Here is a 20,556-nt window from a genome sequence, read left to right as displayed (position 1 = left end):
CTGTTACGGCTTGGCAATCTCACCGCCATGCAACGCGGCAATATCATGGCGCAATTCCCAAAGTTCGGGGAAGAACAGATAGCCCATGGTGGCGCTGAGATAATCCCGGCCAAAGGTGCCGCCAGTACCCTTGGTGCGCATGCCGATCTGGCGGCGTACCATCAAAATATGGTTGAAACGCCAGGATTGGAACCGGCGATCCAACTCCATGGCATTTTCAGCCAGGGCAAAAAGCTGTGGATGTTGCCAACGCTTATCGTAGATTTCGAGCAGGCTGGTTTCTGAACGGTTGATCAGGTTGAAAAAAGCCTGCCGGAGCGTGACCGGATATGCCTCGATCATTCCAGGCCAGGCCTTGCGCACACTGGCGACATAATTCTCCCCACCCAATTCGCAGAGGCCGCATATCACCTCAACCTCGCGGAATTGCCGCGACTGCATGCCACTGGCCCCGGTAAGGTAGGGCCGGAATTCATGGAAATCAGGCGACGACAGGGTTTCCAGCACGGTCCAATGCCCGTCTGCCAGCCGCATGATCTCGCCAAGGCGCTTCAGCAGCCAGTTGGCCTCAGCCAACCGGTCGGCCTCCAACATCGGAATGATGCGCTTGAGGTCGTAAATCACGTGCTTGAACCAGATTTCCAGCGCGTGATGGGTGGTGAGGAAAATATGCTCTTCCGGGTGCGGGGTGATCGGCTTCATGGCCGATAGCAGCGTATCCAACTGCAGATGCGTGATATAGCTGAATTGGTCAGCGCTCGGCGGCGCACCTACGGGCTTGTTGTCGGTCTGGGGTGAATCTGACATTGAGCACCTATCCGGCCTGACTCCAGGCAGCAATTACTTTAGATATAAAATATATCGCAAAATCGCCGCTTGTAATAGGGAAAAACAGCGTCGTCTTGCATATAAAGACAACGCCCGTGACATAGATTCCGGCGCCGCTGAAACAGCCGATAGCACTGGCTGCCAATCTCTTTCTGCAAAGAGCAGCTTACGCTATACCACGCTGCGGCCGACGCTGAACCGGCCTCCCTCTCAGCACATAAGATTGGAAGACAGAGCAATGATTTCCGTTGTGAAGACCGGCATCGCAGCATCCAAGGCCCCGGTAAGCGGCACGGTGAGGGCCGGCAATATCGTTTATTCAGTGCATGTCTCGAAAGATCCGGAAACCGGAGCGGTGGTAACAGGCGACATCGAGACGCAAACCCGACGCGCGCTGACAAATCTGAAGATGGCGATGGAAGCCGCCGGTGGCAGCCTGGCCAATGTGGCGCAGATGACGATCTATCTGATCGACGATGCCGATGCCCCCGGCATGAATACGGCTTACCGCGAGATCATGCCCGAACCCTATCCGGTGCGCGCAACCGTGGTGGTGAACAAACTGCTGGGCATCGGCACACGCATAGAATTGGTGGCCATGGCGGTGATTTGAAGCCGCCAGCCGCTCAGCGGTCGAATGGCAGCAGCGAAAGCGCTACAACATTCGGCACACCCAGCCAATCGGGCGGCAATGCCAGAGGATCTACCAGCGAATACGCATCCTCGTCATGCCTGACCGGCAGATCGCCGCCCGTTACGCTTTGTGCAGCGCCGGTGCGCACATCATGCAGCAGCCGCTCGGCGGCACGCTCAGCCTCCGAAGGCCGGCGAAACAGCTTGTTTTCGATGGCGGCGAATAATGCGCTGGCCGCGAAAAAACGGAATCCGCCGCGTTCGCGTTTTACCAAACCAGCCTCAATACGCTCGCCGAAGCGCCGACCTGTTTCAATAACGTATACTTCACTCATTTTGTCCTCCAGGCCGTTGCACGGCCGTATGCACTTGCTGCTTGCCTTGTGATGCCGTGGTCTGGGGAGGCCTCAGCAGCAACACATTCGGGCGCAGCACATGCGCGATGGGTGGTTATGAGCTGTGATACGGTTCATGGCCGCGATTTTTGCCGCAGCTGGTCGCCTGTTTCAAATCAATAGAATTTGGTCCTTTCCGTAAGAAAATTCATCATCTCAATTGTGTAATTTGGGGCTGTTTCCCGCCCTGAACCGGGTGTATATCAATGAACAAGACGCTTGATATTCCCTCAAGTTCGCAACAAGCCGCATGGTCGCAGATTGAGCATGCCCGACCCAAACGCCCCTACCCTTGCAGACCCCACACAAACGGCCTGGTCTGCCCCCTTGGCAGACATCTGCGGCCTCATGCAAAGCAGCGCCGATGGTCTAAGCCAAACGGAAGCTTTGGCGCGGCTGGCCAGCACAGGTAAAAATCTGCTGGAAGCGCCCGAAAGCCAACGAATGGCAATTGCGCTGCTGAAGCGCTTCGGCAATCCACTGGTGCTGATCCTGCTGTTTGCCGCAGGTATTGCCGCGATCAGTGGCGAGCAAGCCAGCTTTTACATCATCGCCACCATCGTCGTCCTATCGGTTCTGATCGATTTCATCCAGGAACATCGGGCGGAAAACGCCGCAGCAGCCTTGCGCCAGCGCGTGGCATTGAGTGTGCGCGCTCTGCGCGATGGCAAAGTACAAGATATTCCGGCTGCCGATCTGGCGCCCGGTGATATCGTGGTGCTTTCAGCCGGCAATCTTGTGCCTGCCGATTGCCGGCTGTTGGAAGCCCGCGATCTATTCGTGAACGAAGCCCTGCTTACCGGCGAACCCTATCCGGTGGAAAAGAATGCCAAGGCAGAATCGCCGCCGGTAGATGAAGCGACCCCGGATAACGCAGTATTCATGGGCAGTTCGGTGATCAGCGGCAGTGCCAAAGCCATTGTCTTGGCAACCGGGCGCCGCACCCGGATCGGTGCGATTGCCGGAGTCTTGCGTAAGCCACCGCAGCCGACCGCCTTCACTCTAGGCATTCATAATTTCGGCCTGCTGATCATGCGGATCACCGCGCTGTTGCTGTTGTTTGTGTTGCTGATCAATCTGCTGTTCGATCGACCGCTGATCGAATCCTTCCTGTTCGCTCTGGCCCTTGCCGTGGGCCTCACGCCGGAATTGCTGCCGATGGTGGTGTCGGTCACCCTGGCGCGCGGGGCCGTGCGCATGTCGCGCCAGCATGTGATCGTTAAGCGATTATCGGCAATCCACGATCTCGGCAGCATGAATGTGTTGTGTAGCGACAAGACCGGCACATTGACGGAAGCGCATATCAAACTGGTGCGCGAAGTTGACATCGCCGGCGCCAAAAACAACGATGTACTGCATTGGGCCTATATCAATGCCGCTTTTGAAACCGGCCTCAAAAGCCCGCTGGATGATGCCATCATGGAAGCGGCGCCGACCGATATTGGCGGTTGGCGCAAGATCGACGAAGTGCCGTTCGATTTCGAGCGGCGGCGGGTATCCATCCTGGCCGAGCAGGCAGGGCGCCGCTATCTGGTTGTGAAAGGCGCGCCGGAGGATGTGCTGAAGCATTCATCCACCTATCGCCAAGCAGGCAGCGATGCATCTCGACCGCTGGATGATACAGCCCGTTCCAGCGCGTTGGCCACGTTGGAACGCCTGGGCGATGAAGGCTTCCGGCTGCTGGGCATCGCCTGGCGCGAGGTGGAACCAGACCGCGACCATGCCGACATTGCCGATGAAAGCGAACTGACCTTCGCGGGTTTTGCCGCCTTTCTCGACCCACCCAAGGAAAGTGCACGCGAGGCTATCGCTGCACTGGCCGGGCTCGGGGTGGCTGTGAAGGTGGTGACTGGCGATAACGAACGGGTTACGCGCCATGTCTGCGCGGCGCTTGGCATTGCCGTAAGCGGCGCCATAAACGGACCAGAGTTAGAGAAAATGACCGACGAGGCGCTATCGGCCCGGTTGGCCGATACCACGCTATTCTGCAGGGTATCCCCACCGCAAAAAGCCCGGGTGATACGCGCGCTGCGCCGTCGCGGCCATGTCGTGGGCTATCTGGGCGATGGCATCAACGATGCGCCCTCTCTGCAGGCCGCCGATGTGGGGCTTTCGGTGCAAGATGCCGTGGATGTGGCCAAGGAAGCCGCCGCTATGATTCTGCTGAAGCAGGATCTGAATGTGCTGGCCGAGGGTGTGCGCGAAGGCAGGCGCACATTTTCCAACATCATGAAATACGTGATGATGGGCACCAGTTCCAATTTCGGCAACATGTTCTCCATGGCCGGAGCGGTGATTCTACTGCCCTTTCTGCCGATGCTGCCAATCCAGATTCTCCTCAACAATCTGCTTTACGACGCATCCGAAATCGCCATTCCGCTCGATAAGGTGGATGATGCGATGATCACCCAGCCGCGCCATTGGGACATGGCTTTTGTGCGCAATTTCATGTTGGTGCTGGGATCGGTGAGTTCGCTATTCGATTTTCTCACCTTCGGATTGCTATTGTGGATATTCAAGGCCGGCGAGAGCTTGTTTCAAACCAGTTGGTTCGTGGAATCGCTGATGACCCAGGTGCTGGTGATTTTCGTGATTCGCACGCGTGGGCGGCCTTGGCAGAGTTGGCCGCATCCCGCACTGATGGCGTGTTCCCTCGGCATAGTGGCCCTGGCCATATTGCTGCCGTATACGCCACTGGCTGCATGGTTCGGCTTCGTGCCTCTGCCGCCGCAGATTCTGCTCAGCCTGCTGGGTGTCAGCGCTGTCTATCTGGTGATCGCGGAACAGGTGAAACGCTGGTTTCTCAGCCGGCATGCCGACTAGAATCCAACCATGACGATCCGATCCATCCTGCGCTATCCTGATCCCCGCCTGCGTCAACAGACCGTCGCTATCACACAATTCGATGCAGCGCTGGCCGCCTTGGCCGTAGACCTGCAAGAGACAATGCGGGCAGCACCCGGCATTGGCATCACCGGACCGCATATCGGCGCCATGCAGCGGCTTGTAGTGCTGGAACTGGAGGGGCCGGCCAGTACGCGCATCTATGTGAATCCCATCATCACCTGGCAATCGACAGAAACCGCACGGCATGTCGAGGGCAGCGTATCCATGCCCGGTATCTCCGAAGAGGTGGAGCGGCCAGCGCGCATCCATCTCACCTACCAGGACTTGAACGGCCAGAACCACGCCGAGGAAGCCGATGGCTTTCTGGCTGTATGTCTGCAGCACGAGATCGATCAGTTGGACGGCGTCTTCTGGATATTCCGCCTATCTCGCCTGAAACGAGACCGCCTCATGAAACGATTCGAACGCCAACGCAGTGGATAACCCCCTATAAAATAAAATCTTTTTTTCACAAAAGATATTTGCTTAATTTTACGGCAAATATTCATTTGCCCTTTTCATGCGCATGCAGCTTGTAATCGGCAGGAGCTGCTCGCCATAATTCCCGCCAACCGCGACCAGAGCCATGAGCAAACCGGGTGAATTGGGCCTTTCTCCTCCCCCAGCGTGAAGCCGGGCAGACCATACAAAGTGCGCTGCGCCAATCCATCGTTGGCGCCATCGGCGATGGCCGGCTGGCGTCTGGCCAGCAGATGCCCCCTTCTCGGGCGCTGGCCGAACAGATGGGCGTGGCCCGCAATACGGTGATTGCGGTTTATGAGGAATTGGTGGCACGCGGTTATCTGGTTTCGACCGAGCGGCGTGGTTATTTCGTGGAAGGCAATGCCAGCCAGCTGGCCGTAAACGAGCGTGCGGTGAATGAAAATGACGCCGGCCCAGCCCCTCGCGCACAAACCGACTGGACCGAGCGTTTTGCCATCACGCCAGCAGCCTGGCGCAATATCTCCAAACCCACCAACTGGCAGGATTACCGCTACCCTTTCATCTACGGCCAGGTCGACCCCGAATTGTTTCCCATCGCCGTATGGCGCGCATGCTCACGCGATGCCTTGGGCCGCTCGGCTGTGAATTACTGGGCAGCCGACCATGCGGTGAACGACGATCCGCTGCTGATCGAGCAGATTTGCCGCCAGATACTGCCCCAGCACGGCGTTTTCGCCCGGCCAGAGGAAGTGTTGATCACGCTCGGTTCGCAACATGGGCTGTATCTGCTGTCGCAATTGCTGGTGCGGCCAGGCGAATGGGTTGGCATCGAGGATCCCGGCTATACCGATGCCCGCAACATATTCAGCCTCAGCCGTGGCAAGGTGCGTTCGGTACCGGTGGACGAAAGCGGCCTGCGGCTGGGGCCTTGGCTGGATAAACTGGGGTATCTGGTGGTGACGCCGGCGCATCAATGCCCCACCATGGTGACCATGCCCAATGATCGCCGCCAGGCCCTGCTGGATTGGGCGCGGGCCTCCGATGCCATCCTGATCGAAGATGATTATGAAGGCGAAACCCGCTTCGAGGCGGCGATGCCGGCCCTGAAGTCGCTGGATCGTGATGGCCGCGTGATCTATCTCGGCACATTGTCGAAATTGCTGGCGCCCGGCGTGCGCATCGGTTTCATGGTGGCCCCCGCCGCAGTGATCCGCGAGGCCCGCGCCTTGCGCCGCCTGATGCATCGCAGCGCACCGCTCAACAATCAGCGCACAGCCGCCATCTTTCTGGCCGAGGGCCATTGCCAAGGCCTGGTACGCACGTTGCGCAATGCGCTGAAAGACCGCTGGGAGGCCATCTGCGCCGCCGTGGCCGTGCATCTGCCGGATTTCCAGCGCTCGCCCAGCATAGGCGGCTCCAGTATCTGGCTCACCTGCCCGCCCGATATCGATCCGGTGGATTTACTGGAAACGGCCGCAAAACGCGGCGTGCTCTTCGAGCCCGGCGAGCCCTTCTATGCAACACCGCCAAGCAGCGGACATCTGCGCCTGGGTTTCTCGTCGATTCCGGCCAGCAGGATTCCAGACGGCGTGCGGGCTTTGGCAGATGCCGTGTCGGACCTGCGTAAACAAAGGCACTAAAGCCGCCTGGACCATTCCGGCATACTCTTCTGGACCTACCATGCAAACCCCGGGCAAGACCAATCTGGGGCAATAAGAAAGTCCCGCCAGCCTCAGGAGTAGCCATGCCGGCCACCACGATTATTACCGCCCGCAAGATCATCACCATGAACCCGGGCCTGCCTGAGGCCAGCCATGTCGCCATCCGGGATGGCCGAATCCTTGCTGTCGGTAATGCCGAGGACATGAAATTCTGGCCCGACGCTGTGATCGATACGCGCTTTGCCGACAAAGTGTTGATGCCCGGATTCGTGGAAGGCCACAGCCACATCATGGAGGGCAGCATCTGGCCCTACAGCTATGTGGGCTATTTCGACCGCGTTTCGCCCGATGGCGTGATGGTAAGCGGCCTGAAAAGCATCGATGCCGTGGTGGAGCGCCTGAAGGCAGTTTCGGATGCCATGAGCGACCCGAACGCCATCCTGTTTGCCTGGGGCTTCGACCCGATTTACTTCAACGACCGGCGCATGACCCGGCTAGACCTGGACCGCGTTTCCACCACCCGCCCGGTTTTGATCATCCATGCCAGCTTCCACATCATCAATACCAACAGTTTCACCCTGCAAAAGGTCGGGATCGATCGCAGCACGAATATCGACGGCGTGCCTAAGGATGCGGATGGCGAGCCGGCCGGTGAATTGCAAGGCCCGGCAGCGCGGATAAGGCTATTTCGCGGCCTGCAATGGAATGCCCTGAGCGATAGCGTATCATCCGATAGCGTGCGGCGTTTCAGCCGGTCTGCGGTGATCAACGGCGCCACCACTGTCACCGATCTGCATAATGAACTGACCGAACTATGCCTGGCGGATTTCCGCAAGGAAACCTCGGCTGCCGATTTCCCTATGCGTCTTGTGCCGGCGCTTTCGCGGATCGGCGCCACCACCGAGCAGATCATCGAACGCATCGGCAAGCTGAAAACCACCAACAGCGAGAAGCTATATTTCGGCATGGTGAAACTGGTTGTGGATGGCTCCATTCAAGGCTTCACCGGTCGCCTGCGCTGGCCGGGTTATCACAACGGTGCCGAGAACGGCCTGTGGTATATCGCACCCAATGAGCTGGACGAAATCGTTGGCAAGCTGCATGCCGCCCATGTGCATATGCATATCCACACCAATGGCGACGAGGCTACCGAACTGGCCATCAATGCCATTGAAGCCGCTCAAATTGCCCATTACTGGGCCGATCATCGCCACACGTTGCAACATTGCCAGATGGCCAGCCCAGCGCAATTCAAGCGCATGAAGGCCCTGGGCATCTGCGCCAACCTGTTTTCCAATCACATCTATTATTGGGGCGATCAGCATTATGCCATCACCATGGGGCCGGAGCGCGCCAACCGCCTCAACGCCGCCGGCACGGCGAAAAACCTGGGCGTACCATTCGGCCTGCATTCAGATGCGCCAGTGACGCCGCTGCGGCCGCTTTTCACCGCCTGGTGCGCCGTGAACCGCATCACCGCCAGCGGGCGCCTGCTAGGGCCGGACGAGCGCCTGAGCGTAGCCGACGCCCTGGCCGGCATTACCATCGGCCCGGCCTATACGATGCGGATGGATCATCTGGTGGGCAGCATCGAAACCGGAAAATTCGCCGATTTCGTGGTGCTGGAACAGGATCCTTTCGCCGTCGACCCAATGACATTGAAGGATATTCCAATCTGGGGCACGATCTGCGGCGGCCAGGTCTTTCAAGCCCCGAAGCCATGATCCTGAACGCACCGGAGCAGCATGCGGACCAGAACAACGCCATCCCCCTCACGGTGATCGGCGGCTTTCTAGGTGCGGGCAAAACCACCTTCCTGAACCACCTGCTACGGCAGGCAAGCTGTCGCTATGCCGTATTGGTGAATGATTTCGGGGCCGTGAATGTGGATGTTGCGCTGATTGCCAGCCACGATGGCAACACCATCAATCTGAATAACGGCTGCATTTGTTGCACGATGGCCGATGGCCTGGGCGAAGCGCTGATCCGCGTACTTTCTGCGCCGGTTCTGCCCGAGCATATCGTGATCGAAGCCAGCGGCGTGGGTGATCCCTGGCAGATAGCCGAAGTGGCCATGCTGGAGCCCGATCTGCAGCTGGCCGCCGTGATCGTGCTGGCCGATGCCGAACAATTGCCCGCGCAATTGGCGGATTCCTATATCGGCGACACTGTAAGGCGCCAGCTTCGCCGTGCCGACTTGCTGATGCTCAACAAGATCGATCTGGTAGATGCCGCACGCCTGCAAACGGCACATGAAACCCTGGCCGGTTTACAGCCAGGGCTGCGGGTGATCGAAACCCGCGATGCCAAACCGCCGGCTATGCTGATGCAGTTCGATCATGCCACAACGCCGGAGCGACTGCCGTTGTTTGCACCGGAAGACACGCCGGATCATGGCATTCAGCGCTGGCTTTATCGCCGTAATATCCGTTTCGAACGCGAAAAGCTTGAGCGCCTGCTGGATAGCCTGCCGGCATCGCTGTTGCGACTGAAGGGTTGGTGCTGGATCGAAGGAGAGAACGCACCTTTTCTATTGCAAATGACAGGATCGCGCTGGAGCCTTGGCGCCACCGAAAAATCCTCGCATCCGCTATTAACCTCTCTTCTTGGCGAAGACAGCCTGCTGATTGGCCTGGGCACTGCCCGCTTGCCCGAAGATGCTGTTTTGACGGCACTTTTCGAATCGGCATTCGCCAAAACCAGCCTTGAAATGCCCGTGGCATAGTTGATCTTGCCGCCGTGGCCCTACGGGCGGGGCCAGCGCTTTGCCATGCTGCCCGAATGAACACCTTGCCATTCACGCCGCAAACCTCCGATGCCTATCGTGCTGCCATTCAATGGCTCGCGCGGCTACAAAATAACCATTTGATCGACAATGATTTTGTCCCGTCGGAAACCGGCGGATCGCTTGCCGTTCTGAACCCGGCCACGCAGGAAACACTAGGTTTGGCCGCCGCTGGTCAAACCGCCGATGTAAACCGTGCCGTGGCCGCTGCCAAACGTGCGCAGCCCAGTTGGGCCGGCATGGCCGCCCGCGAACGCGGCAAGCGCGTGGCAGAGGCAGGCCGTTTACTGGCAGCGCAATCCGAGGCGATTGCCGTCTTGCTGGCGCTGGAAACCGGCAAGGCGATCCGTACCGAATGCCGTGGCGAATTGCGCGTTGCTGCGGATTTGCTGGAATTCTATGGCGGTCTGGCCTCCGAACTGAAAGGCGAAACCCTGCCTTTCAGCCCCGATACGCTTTCCGTGACGATCCGCGAGCCGCTGGGCGTGGTAGCCGCCATCCTGCCCTGGAATGTGCCGCTGGTGCTGATGATGTTGAAAGTGGCCCCAGCCCTGGTGGCAGGCAATGCCGTGGTGATCAAGGCCGCCGAAGAGGCCCCCTTTGCTACCCTGGCCGCCGCGCGGATTTTGGCCGATATGCTGCCCGCCGGTGTGGTGAATGTGCTGATGGGCGATGGCCCCGATTGCGGCGCCCCGCTCACCGCGCATCCCGATGTGGCCAAGATCACCTTCACGGGTTCGCAGCCGGTAGGCGAGATTGTTTATGCCGAAGGCGCCAAACGCATCGTCCCGGTAAGCCTGGAACTCGGCGGCAAAAGCCCGATGCTGGTGTTTCCCGATGCCGATCTGGAGCGCGCGGTGGATGGCGCCATAGCCGGCATGCGCTTCACCCGTCAGGGCCAAAGCTGCACGGCTGCCAGCCGCATTTATGTTCATCGCAGCCTGATCGATGCCTTCGTTGCCCGACTACGCGAAAAGCTGGATGCCATGGTGATCGGCGACCCGTTGGACGAGGCAACCGATATCGGCACTGTTATCTCGGCCACGCAGAAATCCATCATAGACCGCTATGTCGCTCTCGGTGAGGCCACGCCAGGCGCACAGGCAATCCGCTGCGGGCGGATGAATGTTTCCGCCCCTCTCAAATTAGACCTTTTCATGCAGGCGGTGTTGTTTGTCGGCCTGCCCGAAAACAGCCCGGTTATGCGCGAAGAAGTGTTCGGCCCGGTTACCGCCATCACCGCCTGGGATGATTATGAACAGGTTCTGGCGGCTGCCAACGATAGTCCATTCGGCCTGGCGGCTTCGGTCTGGACGCGCGATCTCGGGCGCGCCCTCGATTCGACGCGTCGACTGAATGCAGGCTATGTTCAGGTGAACCAGAATCTCACGATCCAACCGAATTTGAGTTATGGTGGCTTCGGCAAATCCGGGCTGGGCAAGGAAGCATCTTTGGAAGCCATGCAGGAACATTTTACGCGCAAGAAAACCATAGTATTCAGCGGCATGTGATGCTGGTGCTGGAACAGCTGCAAGCCGCCGGCCTCGCCTCTCCAGCCCCCCTTGCGGGAACCGCCCTGGCGTTTCTGGCGGCGGCAATCCTGCGTGGTTTCACCGGCTTTGGCTTTGCTCTGGTAGCGGTTCCATTCAGCAGCCTGGCCTTGCCGCCATCGCGCTCGGTACCGGTGGTTTTCATTCTGCAATTGATGATCGGCGCAATTGACACAATGCGCCATCACAGGAATCTCGATAGACGCTTTATCACCATCGCCGCATTCGCCGTAATCACCACGCCTTTGGGCGTTTATCTACTATCCATCGCGCAGCCCAGCATGGCGCGCATTGCGATTGCAACCATTGTGCTTGCTGGCGCCACGATGATGTGGCGTCCATTTCGGCTTCCTATGCAGCCCAGCCAAAAGTTGGCGGCCTGCACCGGGATAAGTGTTGGCTTGTGCAATGGGATGGCTGCAATGCCAGGCCCACCGGCAATCGCCTATTCAATGCTCACTCATATGCCGGCCGATAAGGCACGCTCATCTTTAATGATACTTTTTTTCACGACCGCTCTGGCGGGTGTACCGAGTACATTGGCATTCGGAATCGCAGACAGCATAACTCTGTTGCTTGCTATGGCCGCATTGCCGATCATTATGCTGGGCTCCGCCCTCGGAGCGATGCTTTTTCGTCGGTATGGTACAAAAATATATAGGGAGGCTGCGCTGTTCACGCTTATTGGTACGGCGCTTGCAATGATGATCCGAGAAGTCTGGCCGCTCATTTCGCCGTCATAGAAACAGCTATAAAATCGGAGCAAGACGCATGACACTCTGGACTCGACGCCTCTTCGGCACCGTAGCCGCAAGCATGCTGGCCCTGTCGTTCACCGCCGCTAGCAGCTTTGCACAACCAAAGCCCGGCGGCACCCTGGTGATCGCTACGCCGCAGATTCCCCGGCATTTCAATGGCGCTGTACAATCCGGTGTAGCCACGGCCCTGCCCAGCACGCAGATTTTCGCCAGCCCGCTGCGCTACGATGACAAATGGAATCCGCAGCCCTATCTGGCCGAGGCTTGGGAAACCGCATCCGACGGCAAGAGCGTTACGCTCAAACTGGTGAAGAATGCGGTATTCCACGATGGCAAGCCGATCACCTCCGAGGATGTGGCCTTCTCGATCATGACGATCAAGGCCAATCATCCATTCCAGACCATGCTGGCCCCAGTGGAAGCGGTGGAAACGCCCGATCCGCACACCGCTGTGATCAAGCTTTCCCAACCGCATCCGGCTTTGCTGCTGGCAATGTCTCCTGGCCTGATGCCCATCCTGCCCAAGCATGTCTATGGCGTTGGTGGCGATATCAAGGTGCATCCGGCCAATCTGAAACCGGTCGGTTCCGGCCCCTATAAACTCACCGAATACAAACAAGGCGAATATTACACCCTGGAGAAATTCGACAAATACTTCCGCGCCGGCCTACCGTATCTGGACAAGATCGTTGTGCGCTTGATGCCCGATGAGAACAGCATGCTGCTCGCATTGGAACGGGGCGATATTCATAGCGCCACGATTGCCGGCGTGCGCTCGCTGGAACGGCTCGACAAGATGAAGAATATCATCGTGGCGCCCAAGGGTTTCGAAGGGATCGGCGCCATCAACTGGTTGGCCTTCAACACCAAGAAGAAGCCATTGGATGACGTGCGGGTACGCCAGGCGATTGCCTATGCCGTTAACCGCGACTTCATCACCGGCAAGCTTATGGCCGGCAAGGCGGAGCCAGCTTACGGCCCGATTTTCCCGACCTCACCGCTTGCAACCAAAGATGTAGAGCAATACAAGCTCGATCTGAAGAAAGCTGAAAAGCTTCTGGACGAAGCCGGCTATAAAAAAGGCAGCGATGGTGTGCGGTTTCCGCTGCAGATCGATTTCATCCCGGGCACCGACGAGCAGCAGCGCAACATAGCGGAATATCTGCGTCCGCAATTGAAAAAAATCGGCATCGCGCTGGAAGTGCGCGCGGCACCAGACTTCCCTACCTGGGCACAGCGCATTGCCACATTCGATTTCGACCTAACTATGGATAGCGTGTTCAACTGGGGCGATCCTGTGATCGGCGTAGCGCGCACATACTTAACGTCGAATATCCGCAAGGGCATCATCTGGTCCAACACCCAGCAATATTCCAACCCACGCGTGGATGAACTGCTGCAACAGGCGGCCGTGGAAACCAATCTGGAAAAACGCAAGGCACTCTATGCCGAATTCCAGAAAATCGTGGTGTCGGAAGTGCCCATCTTTTTCATCAACGTCATTCCGTATCACAGTGTGTTTCACACCAGCCTCGGCAACCTGCCCACTACGATCTGGGGCTCGATGTCACCACTGGACGAGTTGTACTGGCAATCCCAGCCGGCACGCTGATAGTCTCGATTTAACCTGCGCTGGATAGCCAAGCCTTGATCACGGATATTCTCGTCAAAATCGCCAATGCAGCTTTACTGCTGCTGGCTGTCGTTGTCTTGAATTTCTGCCTGATTCACGCTGCTCCTGGCGACCCAGCGCAGGTCATTGCCGGCGAAATGGGGGGGGCCTCGCAAGAGGTTCTCGATCAGATTCGCCGGCTTTATGACCTCGACAAACCCATGCTGCACCAATTGGCGATCTATATTGGCAAGGTGCTGCAGGGCGATTTCGGCCATTCCTTCTACTTCAATGAATCCGTTACCAAGCTGATCCTTCAGCGGCTGCCCGCCACGGTTATTCTGGTATTGGCAGCGCTGAGCCTTGCAGTTCTGGCCGGCACCTTCCTTGGCGTATTAAGCGCGCGCAAACCAAACGGCCTGCTCAATCACTTTGTCACATTCTTTTCGCTCGCTGGTTATGCCGCGCCGGTTTTTTGGACCGGCCTGATGCTGATTCTTTTATTCGCTTCCGCCATACCGTTGTTTCCAATCAGCGGCATGGCCGATGTGGCGCGCCCCAAACAGGGAGCAGCCTATATATTGGACGTGCTGCACCATCTGGTTTTACCCGCCCTTACGCTTGCCATTGTTTACATGGCGCAATATAGCCGCCTCTCTCGCACCAGCATGATAGATGCCCTGCGTGCCGACTATATCCGTACTGCGCGCGCGAAAGGCCTAAGCGAGCGCACGGTGGTATTCAAGCATGCCCTGCGCAATGCACTGATACCGGTGGTGACCATGGTGGGGTTGCAATTCGGCCATCTTTTCGCCGGCGCCGTTCTGGTGGAAACGGTATTTGGCTGGCCCGGATTGGGCCGCCTGGTTTTTGAATCGATCCTGCGCCGCGATTATCCTACTTTGCTGGGCGTACTGTTTTTTTCGGCTTTGTTGGTGATGCTTGCCAACATCGCCACCGACATTGCCTATCGCCTGGTGGATCCACGCATTAGGTTGCGCCGATGAACACAGCGCCCCCCGTGCCGCCAGCATTAACTCCCGCTAACGAAACGGTAGCGATTGTTCGCATATCGCCATTACGCGAAACATTCCGTCTTTTTGTGCAGAACCCCACCGGCATGATCGGCGCATGCTTATTTGGCATGATTCTGCTTCTCACATTGTTTGGGCCGACGCTGTATGAAATCGATCCCTTCGATATTGCGGGCGCACCTTTTACGTCACCCGATGCCGAATATTGGTTTGGCACCGATTACCTGGGCCGCGACATCCTGGCCGGCATTCTGGTGGGCGGGCGGGCCACATTAACAGTGGGCGCAGTTGCAGCCATCATCACCCTTGCCATCGGCATTGCCATGGGCTCGTTGAGCGGTTTTTTCGGCGGCATGCTTGATACCACATTGATGAAAATCACCGAATTCTTCCAGGTATTGCCCACTTTGCTGTTTGCCATGGTTCTCGTAACGCTATTCGGCGCTTCGCTGCAAACCATCACATTGGCCATCGGCGTGGTGAGTTGGACCGGCGTTGCCCGCCTGACCCGAGCCGAATTCCTCCGCATCCGCGAACTCGATTACGTAAAGGCCGCAACGGCGGCCGGTGCCGGCAGCTCTTATACCATTCTGCGCGTGATACTGCCGAATGCCCTGCCGCCAATTATCGTTGCCGCTGCCTTCGCCATCGGTATCTCCATCCTGTTCGAAGGCGGCATGAGCTTTCTCGGATTGGGGGATCCAAACGTGATGAGCTGGGGCATGATGATCGGGCAGAACCGTAATTATGCCCTGGATGCCTGGTGGGTGGTGGTTATGCCTGGCGCTGCGATATTCCTGGCGGTTCTCAGCATCAGCCTTATCGGCGATGGCATTAACGACGCGCTGAATCCGCGTCTGCGCAAGCGGTGACGCCATGTCCGCCATTCTCGATATAAAAAATCTTACCGTTACCCTTCAGCAATCCCCTGGCGTGGTGCCAGTGCTGGAAAATCTCTCTTTCTCGGTGAAGGCCGGAAAAACCATTGCGCTGGTAGGGGAATCCGGTTGCGGCAAGAGCATGACCGCCTTGGCCATCATGGGCCTGCTGCCCGATGGCTTCCAAATAGCCGGCGGCAGCATTGCCCTGGAAGGCCAGGATGTGGCCAAGCTGCCGGGCGACGCGCTGCGCCAATTGCGTGGCAATCGTATGTCTATGATCTTCCAGGAGCCGATGACGGCTTTGAATCCGGTCTACACCGTCGGCGACCAAATCAGCGAGGCGCTGAGGCTGCATCAGGGCCTGTCGCGCCAGACCGCCCGCGAGCGCGCTATTGCCATGCTGCGTGCTGTGCAGATACCGGCGCCAGAGCGACGCATCGATGCCTATCCACATCAGCTGTCTGGCGGCATGCGGCAGCGTGTAATGATTGCCATGGCATTGGCCTGCCGACCGCGCTTGCTGATCGCCGATGAACCAACCACGGCTCTGGATGTTACCGTGCAGGCGCAGATTTTCGACTTGCTGCGCGAAATGCAGCAGGATATTGGCACCGCCATCGTTCTGATCACTCATGATCTCAGCGCGGTAGCCGATATCACCGACGAGGTGGCCGTACTTTATGCCGGTCGATGCATCGAACAAGGCCCTACCGCCACGATCCTAAACCAACCACAGCATCCCTATACACGCGGCTTGATTGCCAGCGTACCCCATCTTCGCCTGGGCCTTGCCGCCGCGCAGCCATCCGAAGCTCTGGAAGAGATTCCCGGTATGGTGCCTGGCCTGGGCAAACGCGGGCCGCTCTGCGGCTTTGCCCCGCGCTGCCGCTATTCCGCCGGCCCCTGTCTGGAAGCGCCTCCTCCCACCACCGGCACCGGCTCACACCAGGTTGCCTGCTGGCACCCTCAGGGAGAGGCCGCATGAGCAACGATACCTTGCTTGAAGTGAACGATCTCAAGGTTCATTTCCCAGCCGGGCGAGCCGGCGCCTTTGGGCAGCGACTGACCGTGCATGCCGTGGATGGCGTCAGTTTTCGGGTGCCTCGGCAAAGCACCTTCGGCATTGTGGGCGAAAGCGGCTCCGGGAAATCCACCACGGCACAAGCCATTATGCGCTTAGCGCCCATCACAGCAGGCAATATCCGCCTGGGCGAAACCGATCTGACCACATTACGCGGCGATGCCTTACGAAAGGCGCGCCGGCATTTTCAGATGATTTTTCAGGATCCCTATTCGGCGCTTAATCCGCGCCGGCGCGCCGGCGACTTGATCCGTGAACCGCTGGATCTTCTGGAAGTAGGCAGCGCTGATGACCGCGCCGAACGGCTGGAATCCTTGCTGCGCGTGGTAGGCCTGCCGCCGGAAGCCGCCATGCTGTTCCCTCACCAATTCTCCGGAGGGCAGCGTCAGCGCCTGGTAATAGCGCGAGCATTGTCCACTCAGCCCGATCTGATTGTTTGCGACGAACCTGTTTCGGCATTGGATGTGGCAATTCAAGCGCAGATATTGAATCTGCTAAAGCGCCTGCAACGCGATCACGGCCTGACCTATGTATTCATCTCCCATGATCTTGGCGTGGTGCAGTATCTCTGCGATCAGATCGCCGTGATGTATCTTGGCCAGATTGTCGAGCAAGCGCCGAGCGCTCAGCTATTTGCCGGCCCTCGCCACCCCTATACCTGGTCGCTGATGACCGCGGCAGCGCCGCCTGGTGGTTTGCGGCAGAGTTTAAAACAGCGGTTTAGCCTGCGCGGTGAACCGCCGAGCCCGATCAATCCGCCTGCTGGCTGCCGCTTTGCCGCCCGGTGTCCCTTTGCCGATGAGCGCTGTCGCAAGGAAACTCCGCAATTGTCGGTAGCCGGCAGCGGTCATTTTGTGGCCTGCCATAAGACCGAAGAAGTAAGCGCCGCAGGCCGCAGCATCATGGCTGCCGCCTAAGCCGCGGATATGCCTCCTGTCACGCTGATTGTCTGGCCTGTGAGCCGCTCCGCCCCCGGCCCGGCCAGAAAAACCACCAAAGCCGCAAGATCATCCGGCTGCACCACACCCAATTGCGCCCGCTCCTCGGCTTTGCGGAATAGACGCGACGCAAAGGGATCGGACATTACCTTGGCATAGAGCGGCGTGCCCTGCACAATGCTGGGCGTAATGCAGTTAACACGGATGCCGGAGCGACGCGCCTCAATGGCCAAACTGCGGCAAAACATTGCCACTGCGGCCATCGCACCGCCGATGATGGTTTCACCAGGCGTGGCCAGTTTGGCCGCATCGGAAGCAATACAGATCATTGATCCGCCTTTTTGCCGCATCATATGTGGCAGCGCGGCCCGCAAAGGCAGCAGGATGCCCGATGTTATGCTGCGAAACACCTCTGGCATGGCCTCGATTGGCGTTTCGTGCAGCAACCGCGGCATAGGATCGCCAGCAGCATTGCTTACCAGGGTGTCGACGCGACCAAATCTACTGATACACGCCTCTACGGCGCGATCGGCATATTCCGGCTGAGACACATCAGCCGAAACAAATTCGATCTCTGCGCCTGGATGATGGGCTTTCAAATCGGCCAGGGCTTTCTGCCCTCTCGCTTCGTTGCGGCCTACAATTACAGCCCGCCTCATCCCGGCGCGCAAAAGGTTCTCGGTTATAGACAAGCCAATGCCTGCCGTAGCGCCACAAACAAGACCAACCTGCTCGGAATATTCCATATAGGCCTCCACCAGCTCTGATGCTGGCTAACTCGGTATCAATTTTCTGCATCGCATTTCTGCGATGATATCGAGCATGCTTTTTTCGGTCGCCAAAGGCCGGTCGAAACCGGCTTGACGTATTTTCACTGTCGAGGATAGGGCATCCCATTCAGTCTTGAACAGAAAATCCGCAAAATGCCAGTTGGCCAACATATCCAGCCGCACGGATGCCAATCCATGACGAGAAACAAGAGCATCCCAGCGATTATCGCTATCCGCCATCAGTTCACTCATGCGCCGGGAAACCGGCTCGCCGCAGCGCAGACCGAAGCTGTCCGCCAATGACGGCCAGAGATTACACCAACGGAAATAATCGCCGTTGATCACATTGAAATCCTGGTTGGCGGCTTCAGACGATTGTGCCGACCAGATCATGGCATCGGCCAGAAGATTGGTATCGGTTGCCTGGCTGAGAGCATTATAGGCCCTGGCACCGCCGGGAAAATCCAATGCCGCACCGGATTCACGACATAGCGAAGCATAAGCAGCAAGAGTGGCTACCAGATTAAACGGATAGCCAACAGCAATGCCAAAAACGATGTGTGGCCGGACAGTAGACCAAGTCCAGGCCTTTCCTTTTTGATAAGCCGTGATGAAATCGTGCTGATCGAAATACCAGTTCGATCCGGCATGGCGCGGATCTTCCTCCCGCGCCGGTGTGCGGAAAGCACCAAGATGGCTGCCATACCACTTGGTGCCATGCACAAGACAGACATGCCGCAATCCGTCTGCCTGACTCAGCAATTGCTCCATGACAATACGCAACATGCCGAGATTGGCTGCGATCTCTGCTGCCGGTTCTGGCGCCGAGGCGCGCGCCGTATAAAAAACGTGGCTAACCGAGCGCAATTCCGGGGCTATCGCCGCGCAGGCCGCTGGATTCAGCAGGTCGCAGCCGATATGCTGATAATTCGGTCGTGTCGGCCCGCCATCGCCGCGTGAAACACCGATAACGCGCCAGCCTTGCTGCAAAAGCCGGTCGACGAGATTACCCCCGACAATGCCGCGTGCCCCGGCTACCAGCGCCAACTTCTCTGGCATGCAGAACCCGCTTCGCTATTGCACGCGCCAACGCGGCACAACAACACCGGGATTGGTTTCTTCAAACTCGACCTTAACCGGCATGCCTCCCTGCACATCAGCAGGGGTGCGCCCCAGAATGATGCCAGGAATAAAGCAACCTTTCTGTTCTTCGATCTCCACAATGCCAGTGACAAAAGGTACCCGCTCCTGCCAGACCGGATCCACGGAACGATGCACTACAATCCAGGTCAAAATCTTGCCTCGCCCGGATATATTCACCCATTTATACGATGTGGAACGGCAATCCGGGCAAGCCTCGCTGGGATAGAAGCGAAAGCGGCCACAGGAATCGCATTTTTGCACCTGCAATTTATGTTGCTGGCAGGCATCCCAGAAAGGCTTGCTGATCGCGGTTATTTGCGGGACCGGATAACTAGATGCAGACATATTCATAATACTCAATGCCTCCCCAGGATCACTGCACTGCCCGTTTGGGTGGCGCCGCCTGCCGTGACCAAGCCAAGTTCAGCATCCTTAACCTGACGCGGCCCGGCTTCGCCGCGCAATTGGCTGACGGCCTCAACAACGCTATTCAAGCCGTGGATATAACCCTCGGAAAGCAGGCCGCCATGAGTGTTGATAGGCAGCCGCCCATTGATGCGACCGGCACCAGAGCGGAAGAAATCGCCGGCCCCGCCGCGATCGATCAAGCCAAAACCCTCCATCTGCCCGATGATGCTGTACGTAAAGCAGTCGTATATCTGGGCAAAATCCAGGTCGTCGCGACCGATCCCGGCGCGACTGAACAAACGGTCGGCATGAAACTCGGCATATGTGGTGGTTGGATCGATATTAAAATTACCCCACATGGAACCGCGGTTGCGCGGCCCCGTGGCAGTGAAACCGGCCAAGATGTCTACCGGGGCCTTCTTCAAATCCTGAGCACGTTCCACACTTGTAACCAGCAGCGCACAAGCCCCATCGGTTTGCAAACAGCAATCAAATACGCGGAATGGTTCCGCAACCCAACGCGAATTCTGATAATCCTCCAAGCTCATCGGCTTGCGCATCTGCGCACGAGGATTATCAATCGCATTAGCCCGGCCAGACATCGCTACCGCTGCCAGGTCATCCGTGGTGGTACCGTATTTCTGCATATGCAGACGGCAAAGCAACGCAAATTCCTGGGCAGGCATGGTGATGCCGGCAGTATCCAGAAATTGTTGCTCAGCATCGGTATGCACACCATGTTCAGCCAG

The 20,556-nt window shown here is 58.0% G+C and carries 18 protein-coding genes and 1 pseudogene; 13 read left to right on the top strand and 6 right to left on the bottom strand.

Features of this window, described 5'->3' with window-relative positions:
• Positions 1-3: 3 nt before the first annotated feature.
• Positions 4-807 (bottom strand): tryptophan 2,3-dioxygenase family protein, encoded by an 804-nt coding sequence (locus KF827_RS08920; RefSeq protein WP_291003653.1) that lies wholly within the window; start codon positions 805-807, stop codon positions 4-6.
• A gap of 259 nt (positions 808-1,066) precedes the next feature.
• Here KF827_RS08920 and KF827_RS08915 point away from each other — a divergent pair, with 259 nt between their 5' ends.
• On the top strand, positions 1,067-1,441 hold the full coding sequence (locus KF827_RS08915) for a RidA family protein (RefSeq protein WP_291003648.1): 375 nt from the start codon (positions 1,067-1,069) through the stop codon (positions 1,439-1,441).
• Between the two features lie 13 nt (positions 1,442-1,454).
• Here KF827_RS08915 and KF827_RS08910 read toward each other — a convergent pair whose 3' ends face one another.
• On the bottom strand, positions 1,455-1,796 hold the full coding sequence (locus tag KF827_RS08910) for a hypothetical protein (protein ID WP_291003645.1): 342 nt from the start codon (positions 1,794-1,796) through the stop codon (positions 1,455-1,457).
• A gap of 327 nt (positions 1,797-2,123) precedes the next feature.
• Between KF827_RS08910 and mgtA the strand changes: the two genes are divergently transcribed.
• From mgtA to KF827_RS08850, 12 genes are all read left to right on the top strand, one after another.
• Positions 2,124-4,679, top strand: a complete 2,556-nt coding sequence (gene mgtA, locus KF827_RS08905) for a magnesium-translocating P-type ATPase (RefSeq protein WP_291003642.1) — start codon at positions 2,124-2,126, stop codon at positions 4,677-4,679.
• Positions 4,680-4,688: 9 nt separating this feature from the next.
• Entirely contained in the window at positions 4,689-5,186 is a 498-nt protein-coding gene (locus KF827_RS08900; RefSeq protein ID WP_291003639.1) for a peptide deformylase, read from the top strand.
• Between the two features lie 155 nt (positions 5,187-5,341).
• A complete protein-coding gene (locus KF827_RS08895; RefSeq protein WP_291003633.1) occupies positions 5,342-6,826 on the top strand; it encodes a PLP-dependent aminotransferase family protein in 1,485 nt (494 codons plus the stop codon).
• Between the two features lie 104 nt (positions 6,827-6,930).
• Positions 6,931-8,571 carry an amidohydrolase gene (locus KF827_RS08890; RefSeq protein ID WP_291003630.1) on the top strand — a complete coding sequence of 547 codons (1,641 nt, stop codon included), beginning with the start codon at positions 6,931-6,933 and terminating at the stop codon, positions 8,569-8,571.
• Positions 8,568-9,572, top strand: coding sequence for a GTP-binding protein (locus KF827_RS08885; RefSeq protein WP_291003627.1), 1,005 nt, complete (start codon positions 8,568-8,570; stop codon positions 9,570-9,572). Before KF827_RS08890 ends, KF827_RS08885 begins: the two co-directional genes overlap by 4 nt.
• Before the next feature lie 56 nt (positions 9,573-9,628).
• On the top strand, positions 9,629-11,143 hold the full coding sequence (locus tag KF827_RS08880) for an aldehyde dehydrogenase family protein (protein ID WP_291003624.1): 1,515 nt from the start codon (positions 9,629-9,631) through the stop codon (positions 11,141-11,143).
• Positions 11,143-11,925, top strand: a complete 783-nt coding sequence (locus KF827_RS08875) for a sulfite exporter TauE/SafE family protein (protein ID WP_291003621.1) — start codon at positions 11,143-11,145, stop codon at positions 11,923-11,925. The genes KF827_RS08880 and KF827_RS08875 overlap by 1 nt, the downstream gene beginning before the upstream one ends.
• A 28-nt stretch (positions 11,926-11,953) precedes the next feature.
• Positions 11,954-13,552 carry an ABC transporter substrate-binding protein gene (locus KF827_RS08870; RefSeq protein ID WP_291003617.1) on the top strand — a complete coding sequence of 533 codons (1,599 nt, stop codon included), beginning with the start codon at positions 11,954-11,956 and terminating at the stop codon, positions 13,550-13,552.
• Between the two features lie 35 nt (positions 13,553-13,587).
• The gene (locus tag KF827_RS08865; RefSeq protein WP_291003612.1) at positions 13,588-14,559 is read left to right on the top strand and encodes an ABC transporter permease; all 972 of its coding nucleotides are present in this window, start codon (positions 13,588-13,590) and stop codon (positions 14,557-14,559) included.
• Complete coding sequence (locus KF827_RS08860) at positions 14,556-15,458, top strand: ABC transporter permease (RefSeq protein WP_291003609.1); 903 nt, start codon at positions 14,556-14,558, stop codon at positions 15,456-15,458. Before KF827_RS08865 ends, KF827_RS08860 begins: the two co-directional genes overlap by 4 nt.
• Positions 15,459-15,462: 4 nt before the next feature.
• Entirely contained in the window at positions 15,463-16,452 is a 990-nt protein-coding gene (locus tag KF827_RS08855) for an ABC transporter ATP-binding protein (RefSeq protein ID WP_291003606.1), read from the top strand.
• Positions 16,449-17,465, top strand: coding sequence for an ABC transporter ATP-binding protein (locus tag KF827_RS08850; RefSeq protein WP_291003603.1), 1,017 nt, complete (start codon positions 16,449-16,451; stop codon positions 17,463-17,465). Before KF827_RS08855 ends, KF827_RS08850 begins: the two co-directional genes overlap by 4 nt.
• On the opposite strand, the gene KF827_RS08845 is transcribed toward KF827_RS08850, so the two are convergent.
• The 4 genes and pseudogenes from KF827_RS08845 to KF827_RS08830 form a co-directional block, all read right to left on the bottom strand.
• The gene (locus KF827_RS08845; RefSeq protein ID WP_291003601.1) at positions 17,462-18,232 is read right to left on the bottom strand and encodes an SDR family oxidoreductase; all 771 of its coding nucleotides are present in this window, start codon (positions 18,230-18,232) and stop codon (positions 17,462-17,464) included. The two genes, KF827_RS08850 and KF827_RS08845, sit on opposite strands and share 4 nt — an antisense overlap.
• Before the next feature lie 27 nt (positions 18,233-18,259).
• Positions 18,260-19,315 (bottom strand): SDR family oxidoreductase, encoded by a 1,056-nt coding sequence (locus tag KF827_RS08840; protein WP_291003598.1) that lies wholly within the window; start codon positions 19,313-19,315, stop codon positions 18,260-18,262.
• Between the two features lie 15 nt (positions 19,316-19,330).
• Positions 19,331-19,750: an OB-fold domain-containing protein gene (locus KF827_RS08835; RefSeq protein WP_291003596.1), complete on the bottom strand. Its 420-nt coding sequence runs from the start codon at positions 19,748-19,750 to the stop codon at positions 19,331-19,333.
• Between the two features lie 5 nt (positions 19,751-19,755).
• Positions 19,756-20,556: pseudogene (locus tag KF827_RS08830) on the bottom strand (thiolase family protein); the annotation flags it as partial.

Origin of the sequence: Ferrovibrio sp. (genome assembly GCF_019636075.1) — a bacterium.
Taxonomy (GTDB): Bacteria; Pseudomonadota; Alphaproteobacteria; order Ferrovibrionales; family Ferrovibrionaceae; genus Ferrovibrio.
The sequence above is the reverse complement of the archived record's forward strand: the minus strand, read 5'-3'. Positions and strand labels throughout refer to the sequence as shown.